Here is a 14,095-nt window from a genome sequence, read left to right as displayed (position 1 = left end):
CCTTTTTGATCGAGAAAGTTCGATGCAAATTTCGGAGAAAGCGATGAAGATTACAGCACCAGCCTTCCCTGCAATGCCCGCGTCCTCGGCGGATAGAATCAAGGCCGCAGCGGTCGAGCTTGAGGCGGCATTCCTGTCGGAAATGCTGAATTCCGCCGGGTTGGGGGAGGCACGCAGTTCGTTCGGAGGCGGTGCGGGCGAAGATCAGTTTTCCTCGTTCCTTGTCCAGCAACAGGCCCGCCAACTGGCCGAAACCGGTGGCGTGGGCCTGTCGGAAATTCTGTTTCAATCAATGATGGAGACAACCAATGACGACCAAACCTGACATGGGGCTTCTTAAGTCTTTGGAAGAGGTTCTGGACCTTGAGCGCAACGCGCTGGTGCAGGGTGATCTGGATCAGCTGACCCAGATGGCGCCCGAGAAGGAAAAGCTTATCGATGCAGTCAATGATTTGCAGGTGCTGGACAGCGAAGATCTGATTCGTCTGCAAGACAAGGTCGCGCGCAATCAGGCGTTGCTTGGCAGTGCAGCGGACGGAATTCGCGCCGTTGCAGACCGCATGGCCGAACTGCGCCGGGTACACGGCGAATTCAGCACCTATGGTGCCGACGGGCAGCGCAGCGATTTTGCCGTGCGCAGCCACGCCAAGCTGGAAAAACGCGCCTAGGTGGCGGTTTGATTCAAATCCAAAATTTCCAGCCTAGGGGCTTTAGCACTCCGTTAGGAGATCAGGGGCCAAGGTGATCGGGCACTTGAAACAGCAAGTGGCGCGAACAGCCGGACGGCGGATCGCACAGATCAGAAAGACGTTAAAGCCCGCAAGTGGTGCGGGGTTAGCACGGGCGCAAAGGGCCCATACGTAAAAAGGAAGAAGCTATGTCCAGCATTCTGACCAACAATGGCGCAATGGTTGCGCTGCAGACTCTGAAATCGGTCAACAAAAATCTGGCGATGACCCAGAACGCGATCTCGACCGGTAAAGACGTTGCCACGGCCAAGGACAATTCAGCGGTTTGGGCGATCTCGAAAGTTATGGAATCCGACGTCAAAGGATTCAACGCGATTAAAGACAGCCTAGCTTTGGGCGAATCGACTGTTGCTGTGGCGCGGAATGCTTCGGAAACCGTGACCGATCTTCTGAACCAGATGAAGGGCAAGATCGTCGCAGCGCAAGAAGACAACGTGGATCGGGCCAAGATCAACGATGACGTAACTGCGTTGAAAGATCAGATTTCTTCTGTTGTCAGCGCTGCACAATTCAATGGTCTGAACCTGGTTGACGGTTCGGCCGGTACAGCCTCGATCCTGGCGTCTCTGGATCGCGACTCTGCGGGGAATGTGACCGCATCGTCGATTTCGGTTGCGTCGCAAAACCTGTCGACCGGCGGCTATACCAGTAAGGGTGTTCTGGCGGGTTCGGACAATGTGACCTCTGACAACGATGCGGCGGGTTTCACGATGGACAAGTCCGGCGGCACCGGAGATATCGTGATCGACAGCTCTACCGACAACTTTGCGGCGGGCGACAAAGTGTCAATCACGATTGGCGACAAGGTTGCGTCCTACACCGTTCAAGACGCTGATCTGGACCCCTCGGGGACTTACGATGCGGCTTATACGGATGCCATCGTTGCAGTTGGCCTGAAGAATCAGATCGACTCCCTAGGCATTACCGGCGTCGCGATTGACTACGACTCAGGATCTCCTGGCACGCTGACCTTTGTAACGGGTACCGCAACAGCGGGCGCGGATGCGGACCGTGACGTGACCGTTTCGGCGCAGTTCACCAATGCGAACGCGGGTGGCCTGGGTGCTTTGGCTTCGATAGACGTGTCCACGGATGCAGGCGCACAGGCTGCGCTGGGAACCATCGAATCGCTGATCGACACCGCGATTGATGCTTCAGCAGCCTTCGGTTCGTCGCAAGGCCGGATTGAGACCCAGAAAGAGTTCATCTCGAACCTGGCGGACTCGTTCAAATCCGGTATCGGCTCGCTGGTTGACGCCGACATGGAAGAGACCTCGGCACGTCTGCAAGCCCTTCAGGTGCAGCAGCAGCTGGCCACCCAGTCGCTGTCGATCGCCAATCAGGCGCCGCAGTCGATCCTGTCGCTGTTCCGTTAATCTTCGGAACTTGGCCGGGGCGTGGAAGCGCGCCCCGGTTCTGACCGCCCTAAGACGGCCCATTGGAAGGATTTCAAGTGATACCGCAAACTCTTGCACAGCGTGCCTACGTACAAACCGCCGCCCCGACGCGCACGCCGCGCGACACCGAATACGAGGCGATTTCCAAGATTACGCATCGCCTCAAGGCAGCAGCAGCTCGTCAGAAATCCGATTTCGGAACTTTTGTTCAGGCATTGCACGAAAACCGTCGGTTGTGGAACGTCCTGGCCAGTGGCGTCGCGGATACCGACAATGCGCTGCCCAATGACCTGCGCGCGCGGATTTTTTACCTTGCGGAATTTACCGAGCAGCACAGCGGTCAGGTGTTGGGCAACAAGGCGACGGTTGAACCCTTGTTGGAGATCAATATGGCAGTGTTGCGCGGGCTCAGGCAGATGGGGGCAACCTGATGGGTGGGCTGGTGCTGAAACTTGCCCCGAAAGAACGGGTGCTGATCAACGGCGTGGTCGTCGAGAACGGGGACCGTCGCAGCCGGTTTTCAATTATGACGCCGCAAGCCAATGTCCTGCGTTTGCGCGATGCTATTCACCCGGATGAAGTGAACACGCCCGTCCGCCGCGTTTGTTATGCGGCACAGCTGGTGCTGTCGGGCGACATGGAGCCGGATCAGGCGCGCCAACAACTGCTGCGACGTGTCGAGGAGTTGAGCCAGGTGTTCACTGACGCCGATAGCCGAAAGGTGTTGGCTGAGGCCACAGAAGCCCTTTTGGCTGAGCAATTCTACAAATGCCTCAAGTCCCTGCGTACGTTGTTGCCGCGGGAAGAGCGGTTGATGGCCTATCAGCAATGACCTTTCAGCCCGTCATACCTTCTGGCGGTCTGGTTGGCTGGCGGTTTTTGCAGCGTACTTATGACGCGCAACTCGACAGTTTCGCAACGTCAGCGGTCAATGAACGCGAGACGCGGTATTTTCTGGACAATATCTCCAAAGTGCAGACCGCCGAGGATTTGGTTTCAGATCGACGGTTGCTGCAGGTGGCACTAGGCGCTTTTGGGTTGGAGGACGATATCAACAATCGGTTTTTCATCCAGAAGGTGCTGTCAGACGGCACTTCAGCGGATGACGCCTTGTCAAACCGGCTGTCTGACAAACGGTATCGTGAGTTTTCCGAAGCGTTCGGTCTTGGTCCGGGGGAAATTCGTAGAACCGGCTTGGTCACATTCATGGAGGACATTGCGCGGGACAATGTCGTGTTCCGATTTGAGGTCGCGGTGGGTCAATCTGACGAATCCATGCGTATCTCGCTCTTTGCCCAGCACGCCCTGGCAGATCTGGCGACGCAGGAGGGCAGTGCAGATACCAAGTGGTTTGAGTTGATGGGTTTGCCACCGCTGCGCAATATGATGGAAACCGCGCTTGGACTTCCGTCCAGTTTGGGCCAGTTGGATATCGATAAACAGTTGAACGTGTTCAAAGACAGGCTCTCGCGCCTGACGGGCTCGGACGATCTGGCGCAGTTCACGGATGACGGGGCCATAGCCGAACTGACGGACAGGTATCTGGCGCGCAGCCAGATCTCGCAACTACAAAATACGATATCGCCCGCGCAAACGGCTTTGATACTTTTGGGCGGCTAGGGTCTCGGCGTTCACCGGTCCAATATGTGATCAGCGGCTGTTTTAAGCGCAAAGGATGGCACCGGCTGAGACACATTATGGAGCGCGACATCCCCAAGGGGCAGCGCGTCGGCGCAGGCTGGGACAATGTCGGACGAGACGACGATCCTGTGACCCACGGTCTTACCATATTCCCCCAATCGCGCGGCGATGTTGGCGGCCTGACCGATTACGGTGAAATCAAGCCGTTCGCGGGATCCGACATTGCCATAGGTCACGCGCCCATAGGCGACGCCGATCGAGCAATCGCAATGGGCATCTGATCCCGAGGCCCGAAACTTACCAAGCTTTTCAACAATACCGATCGCAGAGCGCTGCGCATTGGCACGGGCCGTGATCGATTTCTCACCTGCGGGGAACACGGCCAAAACAGCGTCGCCGATAAATTTCAAAACCTCGCCGCCATTGTCATGCACGATGCCCGAAACGGCTTCAAAAAACCCATTTAACAGGCTGATATAGCGGGTGCGGCCCAGTTTTTCCTCTAACCGGGTCGAGTTACGTAGATCGCAGAACATGATTGCGGCGTCGATCTCATCCCCGTCGCCGCGTCGGATTTCACCACCCAGAACCCGCGCGCCGGACCGTTTGCCCACATAGGTCTCCAACAAAACCTGCGCATTTTCGCGCTGCATGAACACCTCGTAGAACCGGGCAATCACCGCCGAGCATTCAAAGACAAGACCTAGATTCTCGGTCGTGAACCCATCCGGGTGGTCGCTGGTCAGAGTCAGAACATTGGTGCGGCCATCGGAAAATGGCAGGGGCATGGCGACGTAGTCGGTTGCACCTTTGGCGCGCAAATCCTCGATAATGGGAAAACTGTTATGCGGGTTGTCGTCACTCAGCCGCTGGCGAACTCCGCCCAACCCGTTCGAGACATGTCGCAACGGGCTGTTGATATAGGCCGGATGGTCGTGAATTTCATAGGTTGGCACATTGGTCGAGATCTCATCCACGCCCTTTTCCCAAATGTAGTGCTTGCCCGCGATCAGCGGATGCAGCGACCAGACCAGAATGCTGAGGCGTTGAATGGCAATGCCGTGCTCCAGCATCTTCTCGGACAGCGCTTTGGTAAAGGCTTCCGAGGTTTCGATTTCCGAGGCGCCGCGCATCAGCCAGTCAATCAAAGGGCCGCTGATATTGCCGTCTTGGGGTTGTTCAAGCGTATTGCCACCCAGATCAAGCCGGTCATAGGCGTTGGGCAGGAACCCGATATGGCCCTGAATGGCCTTGCTTTCGGGCAGCGCGTCCTCATACGCCCAGACCGAGTTCGCAAGGCGCTGATCCCCAAGGACCACGTCATGATAGGTTGCCGTTCCCTTGAACGGGCAGAAGGTTTGCAATTCGGTCTCTTCGCTCAATTCGACAGACACATCTGCGCGGGGGATGTAGATCGTCGGAGGCAAGCGGGTTTCATACATCACCACGGCGTTGGCACTTTCGGCCAGCAGCACGTCGCCGCGATAGATGGCGATCCGACCTTTTAGTCGTTCAACCGAGATGCGATAGCCTGTGGAATGCGGAGTGGTGTGGACGTTCATCATCGACCTCCCTGTCCGGGGTCCTATAAGGATGGGACTTCGGACCGGGAATGCCAAGAGGGACCGCGCACAGTTTTTTGCACATGCGGCGTGCGCGGCAGCGGGGTCAGACCATCTGGATCACGTCTTTTTCGATCGACAGCATATATCCCCGTTTGGCGATATTCTTGACCAGCAACTCACTGACCATCTGATTGCCTAGCGCGTCGCGCAGGCGTTTGATCCGGGTTGCCCCGGCGGCCTCTTCGCAATCGGCGGCGTCCTTGCCCGAGATCACCGCCTCGATCTGGGCACCGGACAGGACTTCGTCATCCAGACGGGATTCCGCCAGAACCGACAGGGTCTCCATCGCGGCGGGGGTCAGTTTGAAATCCATATTGTTGAGGTATACGGTGTTTTCCTCGCGGCTGATCAGCAGGGATGTGACCTGAATGCCGGTACGCTCGATCTGGGCCATGCGGCGGTTCAGAAGGACCAGCATCACCAAAAACACCAACGCAGTGACCAGCATCGCGCTGGCAAAGACCAACAGCACGAAGATCACCATACGGTAGCTGGACAAGGTGTCGGCAAATGCAGTGCCGGATTGCGCCAGAATTTCCAGCAGGCGGATCTCGGCCTGTGTGGTCAGGTCGCTTTCGACGAACAACCGCTCGACCCGGGCATTGAACGCGTTTGCGTCGGGCAGGGACCAGAACAGGAAGACGGCGGCAGTGATCAAGATCAGGACAATCGCGGCAATACCCGCGCCGACCAACCGTACCCCGGATCGCCGCGCGTCAGTAACGGAGATAGAATTTTCCGGCATCGGCCTTCCTCTTGTCCAACCCTTCCGGTCCGAAAACCGACATCACGTTCAGCAGGGTCCAGCCCGAGGTGCGCAGCCGCTGGGCCACCTCTTGTTGCGCCTGACCCTTGTTGCAGGACGACACCTGCATGACGCCGTAATGCAATCGCAATGGATTGTCCTGCTTGGCTTTGTAATCCGCAAAGCAATCCGCCGCAGACGCCGCCGTGCCGAGCGATATCAGGGCCGCGAAGGCCAGAGAAGAGAGGATAGGTTTCATAGGCTGCATCCTGCGCATGTGTTGCCCTGATATTCAATATCCTAAGGGGTTTGCGGGCCCTGATATTCGATAACAATGTCCCGATATTGCTTGTCGGAGGGCGGTGAACCCAGTGTTGACCCAAAGAATTCACGAGCCCAGCCGGGTTCGTCGCAACACGGTCAAAAGGACACGCATCATGCACCGGAAATTTATCGCCCTGATCATCGCAACTGCCGTCGCTGTTACGGGTGTTTCAGCCTCGCAGGCGCGGGCTGCGGATGCCAAGGATATTCTGGGCGGTCTGGCCGCCATCGCCATCATCGGCGCGGGCGTTCACTACTATAACAAGGAAAAGGACAAGAAACGCGCCAGCCGTCACCAAACGCATATCCAACCCCATCACCCGGTGCGTCCCCGCCCGCACCATCTGGCGAAATACGACCTGCCGCAGAAATGTCTGCGCACCTTTGATCACTATTCACCCCGTCATCAATTGCTTGGAACCGGGTGCCTCAAGAAACACTACAAATATGCCAATAGCCTGCCGCGAGAGTGCAAAGTCGGTTTCTGGAATGGCAAGAAGGTCAAGCGGGCCTATGAACCCGCCTGCCTGCGCCATCAAGGTTATCGTGTCGTTTACAAGTAACCGTTTTCGAGCAGGAGCGGCGTCGCAGAAGCGCCGCGCAGGAGGGGGTGGCGCAAGCCGCCCTCTCTTTTTTGTTGCGATAAGGTCCGAAACAGGATTTTCCAAAAGGATGACGACACCAACCTACGATATTGAACAGACCGCCATGGCTGACGGGTTTCTTCGGATCGCCGGGGTGGATGAGGTGGGCCGGGGCCCCTTGGCCGGGCCAGTTGTTGCCGCAGCCGTGATTCTGAACCCGGTCGACATACCTCAGGGACTGAATGATTCCAAGAAGCTGACAGCCAAACGTCGCGCGGCTTTGGATGCGGCCATTCGCGAACAGGCTGATTTCGCAGTGGCTGAGGCGACAGTGGCCGAGATAGACGAGCACAACATCTTGCGCGCTTCGCATCTGGCAATGGAGCGCGCGGTGGCCGCTTTGAACCCTCCGCCGGATTATCTGCTGATCGACGGGAACATGATTCCGCGCGGGCTGAGCATACCTGCGCAAGCGGTTGTCAAAGGCGATGCGCGGTCGGTGTCGATTGCGGCGGCCTCGATCCTTGCGAAAAACTGGCGCGATCAAGTGATGGTGGATTTGGCGCAACAGCATCCCGGCTATGGGTGGGAGTCGAACGCAGGTTATCCGACAAAAATGCATCGCGAAGCGCTGCGAAATCTTGGTGTGACCCCACACCATAGACGTTCGTTTAAACCGGTCCACAATATCTTGTATCAAGAGTAAATCGTAAGTCTCTGATTCAAAAAAGAAATTGACGGCGAATCGTCTTTGACTCATCCTTGTCTCAACCAAATGAGCGCAAAAGCGCCGTGGACACTTGAGGCAGTGATATGACTACGACCACCAAAAAGGGCGCAAAAGCGCTCCCTTTAAACACGATTCTTTCCGGGGACTGCATCGATGTGATGAACAGTCTGCCCGAGGCGTCGATTGACCTGATCTTTGCGGACCCGCCGTATAATTTGCAGCTGAAAGGCCAGTTGCACCGCCCGGATAACTCTCAGGTGGATGCGGTTGATGATCACTGGGATCAGTTTTCCAGCTTCGGGGCCTATGACCAGTTCACCCGCGAATGGCTGAAAGCAGCGCATCGTCTGTTGAAGCCCAATGGGGCGATCTGGGTTATTGGCTCTTATCACAACATCTTCCGGGTTGGCTCGGCCCTTCAGGATGCGGGATACTGGATTCTGAACGACGTGGTTTGGCGCAAATCGAACCCGATGCCAAACTTCCGTGGCAAGCGGTTCACGAATGCGCATGAAACGATGATTTGGGCGTCCAAACGTGAAGGTGCGAAATACACGTTCAATTACGAGGCGCTGAAGGCGCTGAATGAGGGCGTACAGATGCGCAGCGACTGGGTGCTGCCGATTTGCACAGGGCATGAACGTCTGAAAGATGAAAACGGCGATAAGGCGCATCCAACGCAAAAGCCTGAATCGCTGCTGCATCGGGTGCTGGTCGGTTCGACCAATCCGGGCGATGTGGTGCTGGACCCGTTTTTTGGTACGGGCACGACCGGCGCTGTCGCCAAGATGCTGGGCCGCGAGTTCATCGGGATCGAACGCGAGGAAAGTTATCGCAAAGTGGCCGAAAAACGCATCGCCAAGGTTCGCAAATTCGATCGCGAGGCGCTGGAAGTCAGCGCCAGCAAACGCGCCGAGCCGCGCGTGCCGTTCGGCCAGTTGGTCGAACGCGGCATGCTGCGTCCGGGGGAAGAGCTCTATTCCATGAACCAGCGTCACAAGGCCAAGGTCCGCGCTGATGGCACGCTGGTCGGGCAAAATGTCAAAGGCTCGATCCATCAGGTAGGGGCGCATTTGGAGAACGCGCCTTCCTGTAACGGCTGGACTTATTGGTGCTTCAAGCGCGACGGCAAGACCGTGCCGATCGACGTGCTGCGTCAGCAAATACGGGCTGAAATGCACAACTGAATACCGCCGGTGCCTGTGGCCTGACACAAGGCACTAAGCCTTGCCCCGCCGGTCTTCGGCGGGGTCTTTTGTTTTCATCACATTCTCACTTCTATATGACTTCTGCAAAGCCCGCCGCGCACCGAGGGAGCCTCAGCCATGTCGGACACCACAGCCAGTCAATCCCGCTTCAGCCGGTTTTTCGTCACTCGCCCGGATCCGGTCGACTTGGACAACAAATACACCGAGGCCGCGCTAGAGAGACACAAGCGAGAAGGACTGGAGCTGGCGGTACGCGCACGTTGGTTCGCCATGGGGTTGACCGGCATTCTGCTGGTATTCCTGAACCCTCATTGGGAGGTGTTGTGGTACCATTTCATCCTGTTGCTGATCTGCGCCAATGGCTGGTTGATCCGACGGGCGGGGCAGGTCGGGCAGTCGCGGACCGAGTTGCTGCTGATCTTTGTGGACCTTCTAATCATGACGCTGGGGATGATCGTCCCGAACCCATTCAGTGACGATGTGCGCCCGTTGGCGATGCAGTACCGGTTCGACAACTTCCAGTATTTCTTCATCATTCTGGCCGCCGGGACATTGGCTTATTCTTGGCGGACGGTTGTGGCGATCGGGTCCTGGACCGCGATGATGTGGACCGTTGGCTGGATCATTGCATGGTGGGTCGCCACGCCGATCCCTGGTATCAGCGAGCGCGTTGCCGAAGCATTAACGGAGTACCCGGATGTAGCTGAGTTGATGGACCCAAACAGTTTTATGCCCTCGCAACGCATTCAGCAGGTGGTTGTTTTTATCATGGTCGCGGTCACGTTGGGCATTTCGATGAGGCGGCTGAATCGCTTGCTGATGACAAACGCCGGGCTTGAGCGGGAACGGGCAAACCTGTCGCGCTATTTCTCGCCCAATGTGGTGGATGAGCTGAGCCAGAATGACGAACCGCTGAAGCAGGTGCGAAAAGAGAGTATTGCGGTTCTGTTTATTGATATCGTGGGCTTTACAAAATACGCGGCGGGTCGTGATCCTTATGAAGTGATCGAGGTGCTGCGCGGGTTTCATGCGCGTATGGAAACTGAAGTGTTTCGCCATCATGGCACGTTGGACAAATATCTGGGCGACGGGTTGATGGCGACCTTTGGCACGCCGGTGCCGACGCCTTTGGATGCCAGCAATGCGGTGGCCTGCGCGCGCGACATGACCCGTGTGATCAATCAATGGAATACTGACAGGCGCCGCGCGGGTGAGCCGGAAATCCATGTGGGTATCGGAGTGCACTATGGGCCGGTGGTTTTGGGCGATATCGGCGCGAACCGGTTGGAATTTGCAGTGATCGGAGACGCGGTCAATGTGGCGGCCAAGCTCGAGGCTTTGACCCGAGTCAAAATGGCTCAGGTGATATTGAGCGACGAGGTTTGCAGCCAGCTTACAATGGAAGGACACAGTGCCGCGACCCTGACAGAGGGGTTTGAAAAGCTGCCGGGCCAGACCGTGCGCGGGGTTGAGCACCCCATGGATATCTGGGTGATGCGGGCGCTTCCGCCGATCTGAATTGCATCATAGATGCAAGGCAGATCGTTGGGCCGGGCAGCGCGCGGGGCGCGCTGCGGTCACGCTCGAGGCAGCGGGTTTTGCGATTTGTTGTAGGGTTTCCAGTTGCTGACCTCGGGGTAGTAGTGGCGTCTCCAGGCGCGAACGCGCGGATTCATGACGCGCCGCCAAACGGGTGGGATCATGGCGGCGACGGTCATCACAGGGTAACCGTAGGGCAGTTGCGGAGCGGTGTCTTCGGAATGGTGTTGTAAAAGGGGAAAACGGCGATTGGGTTTATAGTGGTGGTCCGAATGCCGTTGCAGATTGATCAGCAGCCAGTTTGACGCTTTTTGTGATGCATTCCAGGAATGCTGCGGCTTGACGTGTTCGTATTTCCCATCGCCCAGATGCTTGCGGGTCAGGCCGTAATGTTCGACATAGTTGACCAACTCCAGCTGCCAGATCGCGACACCGGCCTGAAGCAGGAACAGGGCGACGCCGGACCACCCTCCGACCCCAAGAGCCAGCAGCACCATACTGCCCTGCAACACCCAATAGCGCCAGAAGGGGTTCGAAGCGTCCGTCCATGGGCGGTCTTTCCGCGCCAGCTTGTCGCGCTCGGCCTTGAAGGCTGAGGTCAGGCACTGCCGCAGGACGCGGGGATAAAAGCGGTGAAACCCTTCATTATAGCGGGCGGTCACTGGGTCTCGAGGGGTGCCGACATAGCGGTGATGCACCAGCAGATGCTCGGACCGGAAATGCGAATACAGGACCATGGCCAGAAGAATATCGCCCAGCCAACGCTCGAACCGGCCTTTTTGATGCATCAGTTCGTGGCTGTAGTTGATCCCGATTGTGCCAGAGATGACGCCCATGCCGAAGAACAACCCGATCTTGGACGCCAAGGACAGGTGATCAGTATGAGTGGCAAACCAGATCAGACCGAACAGCGTGATGAACTGCACCGGGACCCAGATATTGGTCAGCAGGATGTACCAGCGCAGGCCTTTGTCAGGGGTGTCGGGGTCCGCGTTGTTCAGCTCCAGCCCGGTCAGCAGGTCCAGTATGGCAAAGGCCCACCAGGTGAAAATCGGCACAAGAAGAACCCACCAGCCACCAAGGGTGGCCGATATCCAAATTATGGGAATCAGCATGAAGGATACCCAGAAGGGCAGCGCTGATTGCCAGCGGGAGAGGGTGTCGGATGAAATCATGCGCCAACTCCGAATGACCGCTTCTGGGATGCTCCAGAGGCCTTTTTGAAAAACCTGTTACTGCCCGAGCCAGAGGTCAAGCGCCTTGCGCATCACAGTTGGAAGAACTTTGGGTCGGAACGTGTGTTTGTCCATGATGATCAGGTCATTCGGGGCTAGATCTTCCGGCAGGGGGGCGGTCCAGACGCGCAGAATCAGGTGGAAATGGGTGAAGGTGTGGCGCACCTCGCCGGGCAGTGCCTGCCAATCCGCCGGGAAGGGCGGTGTCTCGGCTGGCGCATCCGACCAATCTGATCCGGGCCAGCCCAACATCCCACCCAGCAGGCCTTTGTCCGGGCGACGCTCAAGCAGCAGCGCGCCATCGTTACGCTGGGCGATATAGACATGGCCATAGCGCGTGGGCTTTGGTTTTTTGGGCGTTTTGCGCGGCAGGTCAGCCTGCGTTCCGGCCTTGCGCGACAGGCAGGGATCGCGCAGCGGGCAAATCCCGCAGGTAGGTGATTTGGGCGTGCAGATCGTGGCCCCCAGATCCATGACAGCCTGCGCGTAGTCTCCGGGTCGTACGTCAGGTGTCAGCGTTGCGGCTTTGTTCTTTAGCGCAGGTTTCGAGCCGGGCAGCGGGGCGTGAATGTCGTAAAGCCGGGCTATGACGCGTTCGACATTTCCATCCAGCACGGTTTCGGGGCGGTCAAAGGCGATGGCCGAGATTGCAGCGGCGGTATAAGGGCCGATGCCGGGCAAGCCTAGCAAAGCGTCATGGGTGTCGGGGAAGATGCCGTCGTGATCTTCAGCCACCGCTCGCGCGCATTTCAGCAGGTTGCGGGCGCGGGCGTAGTAGCCCAGCCCGGCCCATTCGCCCATGACCTGATCATCGGGGGCCGCGGCCAGCGCCTGCACCGTGGGCCAGCGCGTCGTGAACCGCATGAAATAGTCACGCACGGCGGCCACGGTGGTCTGCTGCAGCATCACCTCAGACAGCCAGACGCGATAGGGGTCGGGCCGCACTCCGGCGGCGCGGTCAGCGGGGCTGACGCGCCACGGCATCTTGCGGGCGTGGCGGTCGTACCAGGCCAGCAATTCGTTGCTGACGTCAAATTCGCCTGTGTCACGCAATTTTTAATCATCTCCCTGTCGGGTTTCGCTGGCGCCCGGTGTCCTGCCCTCTACAATAGTGGCGCAGGAGTTGGAAACCAGATGCAGCGCAGACGTTCTTCGACCCGCGGGTTCAAACGCACCGCGACATTGCTGAGCGATCAGATCAGACGCGCCGGTGAAAGCCGGGGCTTTGCCGTGTCGCGCCTGTTGACCCATTGGGCCGAGATCGTGGGGCAGGACATGGCTGCCATCGCGCGCCCTGTGAACGTGGGCTATGGCAAAGGCGGCATGGGGGCGACGCTAACCGTGCTGACCACCGGCCCGCAAGCCCCGATGCTTGAGATGCAAAAGGAACAGCTGCGCGGTAAAGTGAACGCGGTTTATGGCTATAACGCCATCAGCCGGGTGCGCATCACCCAGACCGCTCCGACAGGATTTGCCGAGGGGCAGGCCAGTTTCGATCACAAACCGAAAGTGGTGAAACCCACACTGAAACCGGAAATCGCGGCCGAGGCGGACCGGGCAGCGCAAGACGTCCATGATGGCGACCTGCGTGCAGCCCTTGAACGTCTGGGTCGTAACGTTCTATCCAAACAAAAACGCTGAGAAAGGGCTGATACATGAGCCGTATTGCAACCGGAATTTGCGCGGCCGTCGCCATTGCCGCAGGCAGCTTTTTGCTGTCGTCACCAAACGCGTCATTTTCGCTGATCGGCAGCGCCAAGGCGCAAGAGGCCGAGCTGGACACCTCGACCATCGTCGAGATGACCCTGGGGGCCGAGGACGCGCCGGTCGAGATCATCGAATATGCCTCGTACACCTGTCCGCATTGCGCGAATTTCCACAAAGGGCCGTACAAGCAACTCAAGAAGGATTTCATCGACACCGGCAAGGTCAAGTTTGTCTACCGCGAGGTGTATTTCGACCGCTACGGCCTGTGGGCGTCGATGGTGGCGCGCTGTGCGGGTCCTGACAAGTTCTTTGGCATCTCGGATCTGATCTATGAAGGCCAGTCCGAGTGGACCCGCGCGGGTGGCCCGGCTGAGATCGTGGATGAACTGCGCAAGATCGGGCGTCTGGCCGGGATCGACAATGACCAGCTTGAAGCCTGTCTTCAGGATGGCGATCGTGCCCGCACATTGGTGGCCTGGTACCAGGAAAACGCCGAGCGTGACGGCATTCAGGCCACTCCGTCGTTTATCGTGAACGGCAAAGCGGTCGAGAACCAGTCGTATGACGCGTTCAAGAAGCTGATCGAAGACGAACTGGGCAGCTAAGCCTGT

The 14,095-nt window shown here is 57.9% G+C and carries 17 protein-coding genes; 12 read left to right on the top strand and 5 right to left on the bottom strand.

The genetic code is table 11. The features are described 5' to 3' along the window. Positions 1-43: 43 nt before the first annotated feature. From ACR0L1_RS18065 to ACR0L1_RS18040, 6 genes are all read left to right on the top strand, one after another. The gene (locus ACR0L1_RS18065; RefSeq protein ID WP_480505220.1) at positions 44-325 is read left to right on the top strand and encodes a rod-binding protein; all 282 of its coding nucleotides are present in this window, start codon (positions 44-46) and stop codon (positions 323-325) included. After that, positions 309-668, top strand: a complete 360-nt coding sequence (locus tag ACR0L1_RS18060; RefSeq protein WP_237218066.1) for a flagellar protein FlgN — start codon at positions 309-311, stop codon at positions 666-668. The genes ACR0L1_RS18065 and ACR0L1_RS18060 overlap by 17 nt, the downstream gene beginning before the upstream one ends. Before the next feature lie 209 nt (positions 669-877). Then, positions 878-2,125, top strand: coding sequence for a flagellin (locus ACR0L1_RS18055; RefSeq protein WP_170774865.1), 1,248 nt, complete (start codon positions 878-880; stop codon positions 2,123-2,125). A gap of 77 nt (positions 2,126-2,202) precedes the next feature. Continuing rightward, positions 2,203-2,577 carry a flagellar biosynthesis regulator FlaF gene (gene flaF, locus ACR0L1_RS18050; protein WP_480860178.1) on the top strand — a complete coding sequence of 125 codons (375 nt, stop codon included), beginning with the start codon at positions 2,203-2,205 and terminating at the stop codon, positions 2,575-2,577. Then, complete coding sequence (flbT, locus tag ACR0L1_RS18045) at positions 2,577-2,978, top strand: flagellar biosynthesis repressor FlbT (protein ID WP_170774861.1); 402 nt, start codon at positions 2,577-2,579, stop codon at positions 2,976-2,978. The genes flaF and flbT overlap by 1 nt, the downstream gene beginning before the upstream one ends. Beyond that, positions 2,975-3,766: a DUF1217 domain-containing protein gene (locus tag ACR0L1_RS18040; RefSeq protein ID WP_480860176.1), complete on the top strand. Its 792-nt coding sequence runs from the start codon at positions 2,975-2,977 to the stop codon at positions 3,764-3,766. The genes flbT and ACR0L1_RS18040 overlap by 4 nt, the downstream gene beginning before the upstream one ends. Positions 3,767-3,777: 11 nt before the next feature. On the opposite strand, the gene ACR0L1_RS18035 is transcribed toward ACR0L1_RS18040, so the two are convergent. The 3 genes from ACR0L1_RS18035 to ACR0L1_RS18025 all read right to left on the bottom strand — a co-directional run bounded on the left by ACR0L1_RS18035 (position 3,778) and on the right by ACR0L1_RS18025 (position 6,416). After that, positions 3,778-5,349, bottom strand: coding sequence for a DUF427 domain-containing protein (locus ACR0L1_RS18035; protein ID WP_480860174.1), 1,572 nt, complete (start codon positions 5,347-5,349; stop codon positions 3,778-3,780). A gap of 106 nt (positions 5,350-5,455) precedes the next feature. Next, positions 5,456-6,157 carry a winged helix-turn-helix domain-containing protein gene (locus tag ACR0L1_RS18030; protein ID WP_170774855.1) on the bottom strand — a complete coding sequence of 234 codons (702 nt, stop codon included), beginning with the start codon at positions 6,155-6,157 and terminating at the stop codon, positions 5,456-5,458. Then, a complete protein-coding gene (locus tag ACR0L1_RS18025) occupies positions 6,129-6,416 on the bottom strand; it encodes a hypothetical protein (RefSeq protein WP_480505232.1) in 288 nt (95 codons plus the stop codon). The genes ACR0L1_RS18030 and ACR0L1_RS18025 overlap by 29 nt, the downstream gene beginning before the upstream one ends. A 178-nt stretch (positions 6,417-6,594) precedes the next feature. On the opposite strand from ACR0L1_RS18025, the gene ACR0L1_RS18020 reads away from it, so the two are divergent. The 4 genes from ACR0L1_RS18020 (at position 6,595) to ACR0L1_RS18005 (ending at position 10,521) form a co-directional block, all read left to right on the top strand. Further along, positions 6,595-7,044, top strand: a complete 450-nt coding sequence (locus ACR0L1_RS18020) for a hypothetical protein (protein ID WP_480860172.1) — start codon at positions 6,595-6,597, stop codon at positions 7,042-7,044. A 109-nt stretch (positions 7,045-7,153) separates the two neighbouring features. Beyond that, the gene (locus tag ACR0L1_RS18015) at positions 7,154-7,771 is read left to right on the top strand and encodes a ribonuclease HII (RefSeq protein WP_170791265.1); all 618 of its coding nucleotides are present in this window, start codon (positions 7,154-7,156) and stop codon (positions 7,769-7,771) included. Positions 7,772-7,878: 107 nt separating this feature from the next. Beyond that, positions 7,879-8,982, top strand: a complete 1,104-nt coding sequence (locus ACR0L1_RS18010) for a site-specific DNA-methyltransferase (protein ID WP_170791263.1) — start codon at positions 7,879-7,881, stop codon at positions 8,980-8,982. Between the two features lie 138 nt (positions 8,983-9,120). Next, the gene (locus tag ACR0L1_RS18005) at positions 9,121-10,521 is read left to right on the top strand and encodes an adenylate/guanylate cyclase domain-containing protein (RefSeq protein WP_480505235.1); all 1,401 of its coding nucleotides are present in this window, start codon (positions 9,121-9,123) and stop codon (positions 10,519-10,521) included. Positions 10,522-10,580: 59 nt separating this feature from the next. Here the strand turns inward: ACR0L1_RS18005 and ACR0L1_RS18000 are convergent, their stop codons facing one another. Next, the gene (locus ACR0L1_RS18000; protein ID WP_480505237.1) at positions 10,581-11,717 is read right to left on the bottom strand and encodes an alkane 1-monooxygenase; all 1,137 of its coding nucleotides are present in this window, start codon (positions 11,715-11,717) and stop codon (positions 10,581-10,583) included. A gap of 57 nt (positions 11,718-11,774) precedes the next feature. Then, complete coding sequence (gene mutY, locus ACR0L1_RS17995) at positions 11,775-12,830, bottom strand: A/G-specific adenine glycosylase (RefSeq protein WP_480860169.1); 1,056 nt, start codon at positions 12,828-12,830, stop codon at positions 11,775-11,777. A gap of 81 nt (positions 12,831-12,911) precedes the next feature. On the opposite strand from mutY, the gene ACR0L1_RS17990 reads away from it, so the two are divergent. Both ACR0L1_RS17990 and ACR0L1_RS17985 read left to right on the top strand, forming a co-directional pair. Then, entirely contained in the window at positions 12,912-13,418 is a 507-nt protein-coding gene (locus ACR0L1_RS17990; protein ID WP_480505241.1) for a DUF721 domain-containing protein, read from the top strand. 14 nt (positions 13,419-13,432) lie between these two features. Further along, positions 13,433-14,089 carry a DsbA family protein gene (locus ACR0L1_RS17985; protein ID WP_170774838.1) on the top strand — a complete coding sequence of 219 codons (657 nt, stop codon included), beginning with the start codon at positions 13,433-13,435 and terminating at the stop codon, positions 14,087-14,089. Positions 14,090-14,095: the final 6 nt, after the last annotated feature.

The organism is Ruegeria sp. J8 (assembly GCF_056531925.1).
Note: the sequence above shows the minus strand (reverse complement) of the source record. Positions and strands in the feature narration are given on the sequence as shown.

Coding starts and splice junctions, on each gene's coding strand:
- ACR0L1_RS18065 (WP_480505220.1), top strand. CDS start 44: ATGAAGATTACAGCACCAGCCTTCCCTGCAATGCCCGCGTCCTCGGCG.
- ACR0L1_RS18060 (WP_237218066.1), top strand. CDS start 309: ATGACGACCAAACCTGACATGGGGCTTCTTAAGTCTTTGGAAGAGGTT.
- ACR0L1_RS18055 (WP_170774865.1), top strand. CDS start 878: ATGTCCAGCATTCTGACCAACAATGGCGCAATGGTTGCGCTGCAGACT.
- flbT (WP_170774861.1), top strand. CDS start 2,577: ATGGGTGGGCTGGTGCTGAAACTTGCCCCGAAAGAACGGGTGCTGATC.
- ACR0L1_RS18040 (WP_480860176.1), top strand. CDS start 2,975: ATGACCTTTCAGCCCGTCATACCTTCTGGCGGTCTGGTTGGCTGGCGG.
- ACR0L1_RS18035 (WP_480860174.1), bottom strand. CDS start 5,349: ATGAACGTCCACACCACTCCGCATTCCACAGGCTATCGCATCTCGGTT.
- ACR0L1_RS18030 (WP_170774855.1), bottom strand. CDS start 6,157: ATGCCGGAAAATTCTATCTCCGTTACTGACGCGCGGCGATCCGGGGTA.
- ACR0L1_RS18025 (WP_480505232.1), bottom strand. CDS start 6,416: ATGAAACCTATCCTCTCTTCTCTGGCCTTCGCGGCCCTGATATCGCTC.
- ACR0L1_RS18020 (WP_480860172.1), top strand. CDS start 6,595: ATGCACCGGAAATTTATCGCCCTGATCATCGCAACTGCCGTCGCTGTT.
- ACR0L1_RS18015 (WP_170791265.1), top strand. CDS start 7,154: ATGACGACACCAACCTACGATATTGAACAGACCGCCATGGCTGACGGG.
- ACR0L1_RS18010 (WP_170791263.1), top strand. CDS start 7,879: ATGACTACGACCACCAAAAAGGGCGCAAAAGCGCTCCCTTTAAACACG.
- ACR0L1_RS18005 (WP_480505235.1), top strand. CDS start 9,121: ATGTCGGACACCACAGCCAGTCAATCCCGCTTCAGCCGGTTTTTCGTC.
- ACR0L1_RS18000 (WP_480505237.1), bottom strand. CDS start 11,717: ATGATTTCATCCGACACCCTCTCCCGCTGGCAATCAGCGCTGCCCTTC.
- ACR0L1_RS17990 (WP_480505241.1), top strand. CDS start 12,912: ATGCAGCGCAGACGTTCTTCGACCCGCGGGTTCAAACGCACCGCGACA.
- ACR0L1_RS17985 (WP_170774838.1), top strand. CDS start 13,433: ATGAGCCGTATTGCAACCGGAATTTGCGCGGCCGTCGCCATTGCCGCA.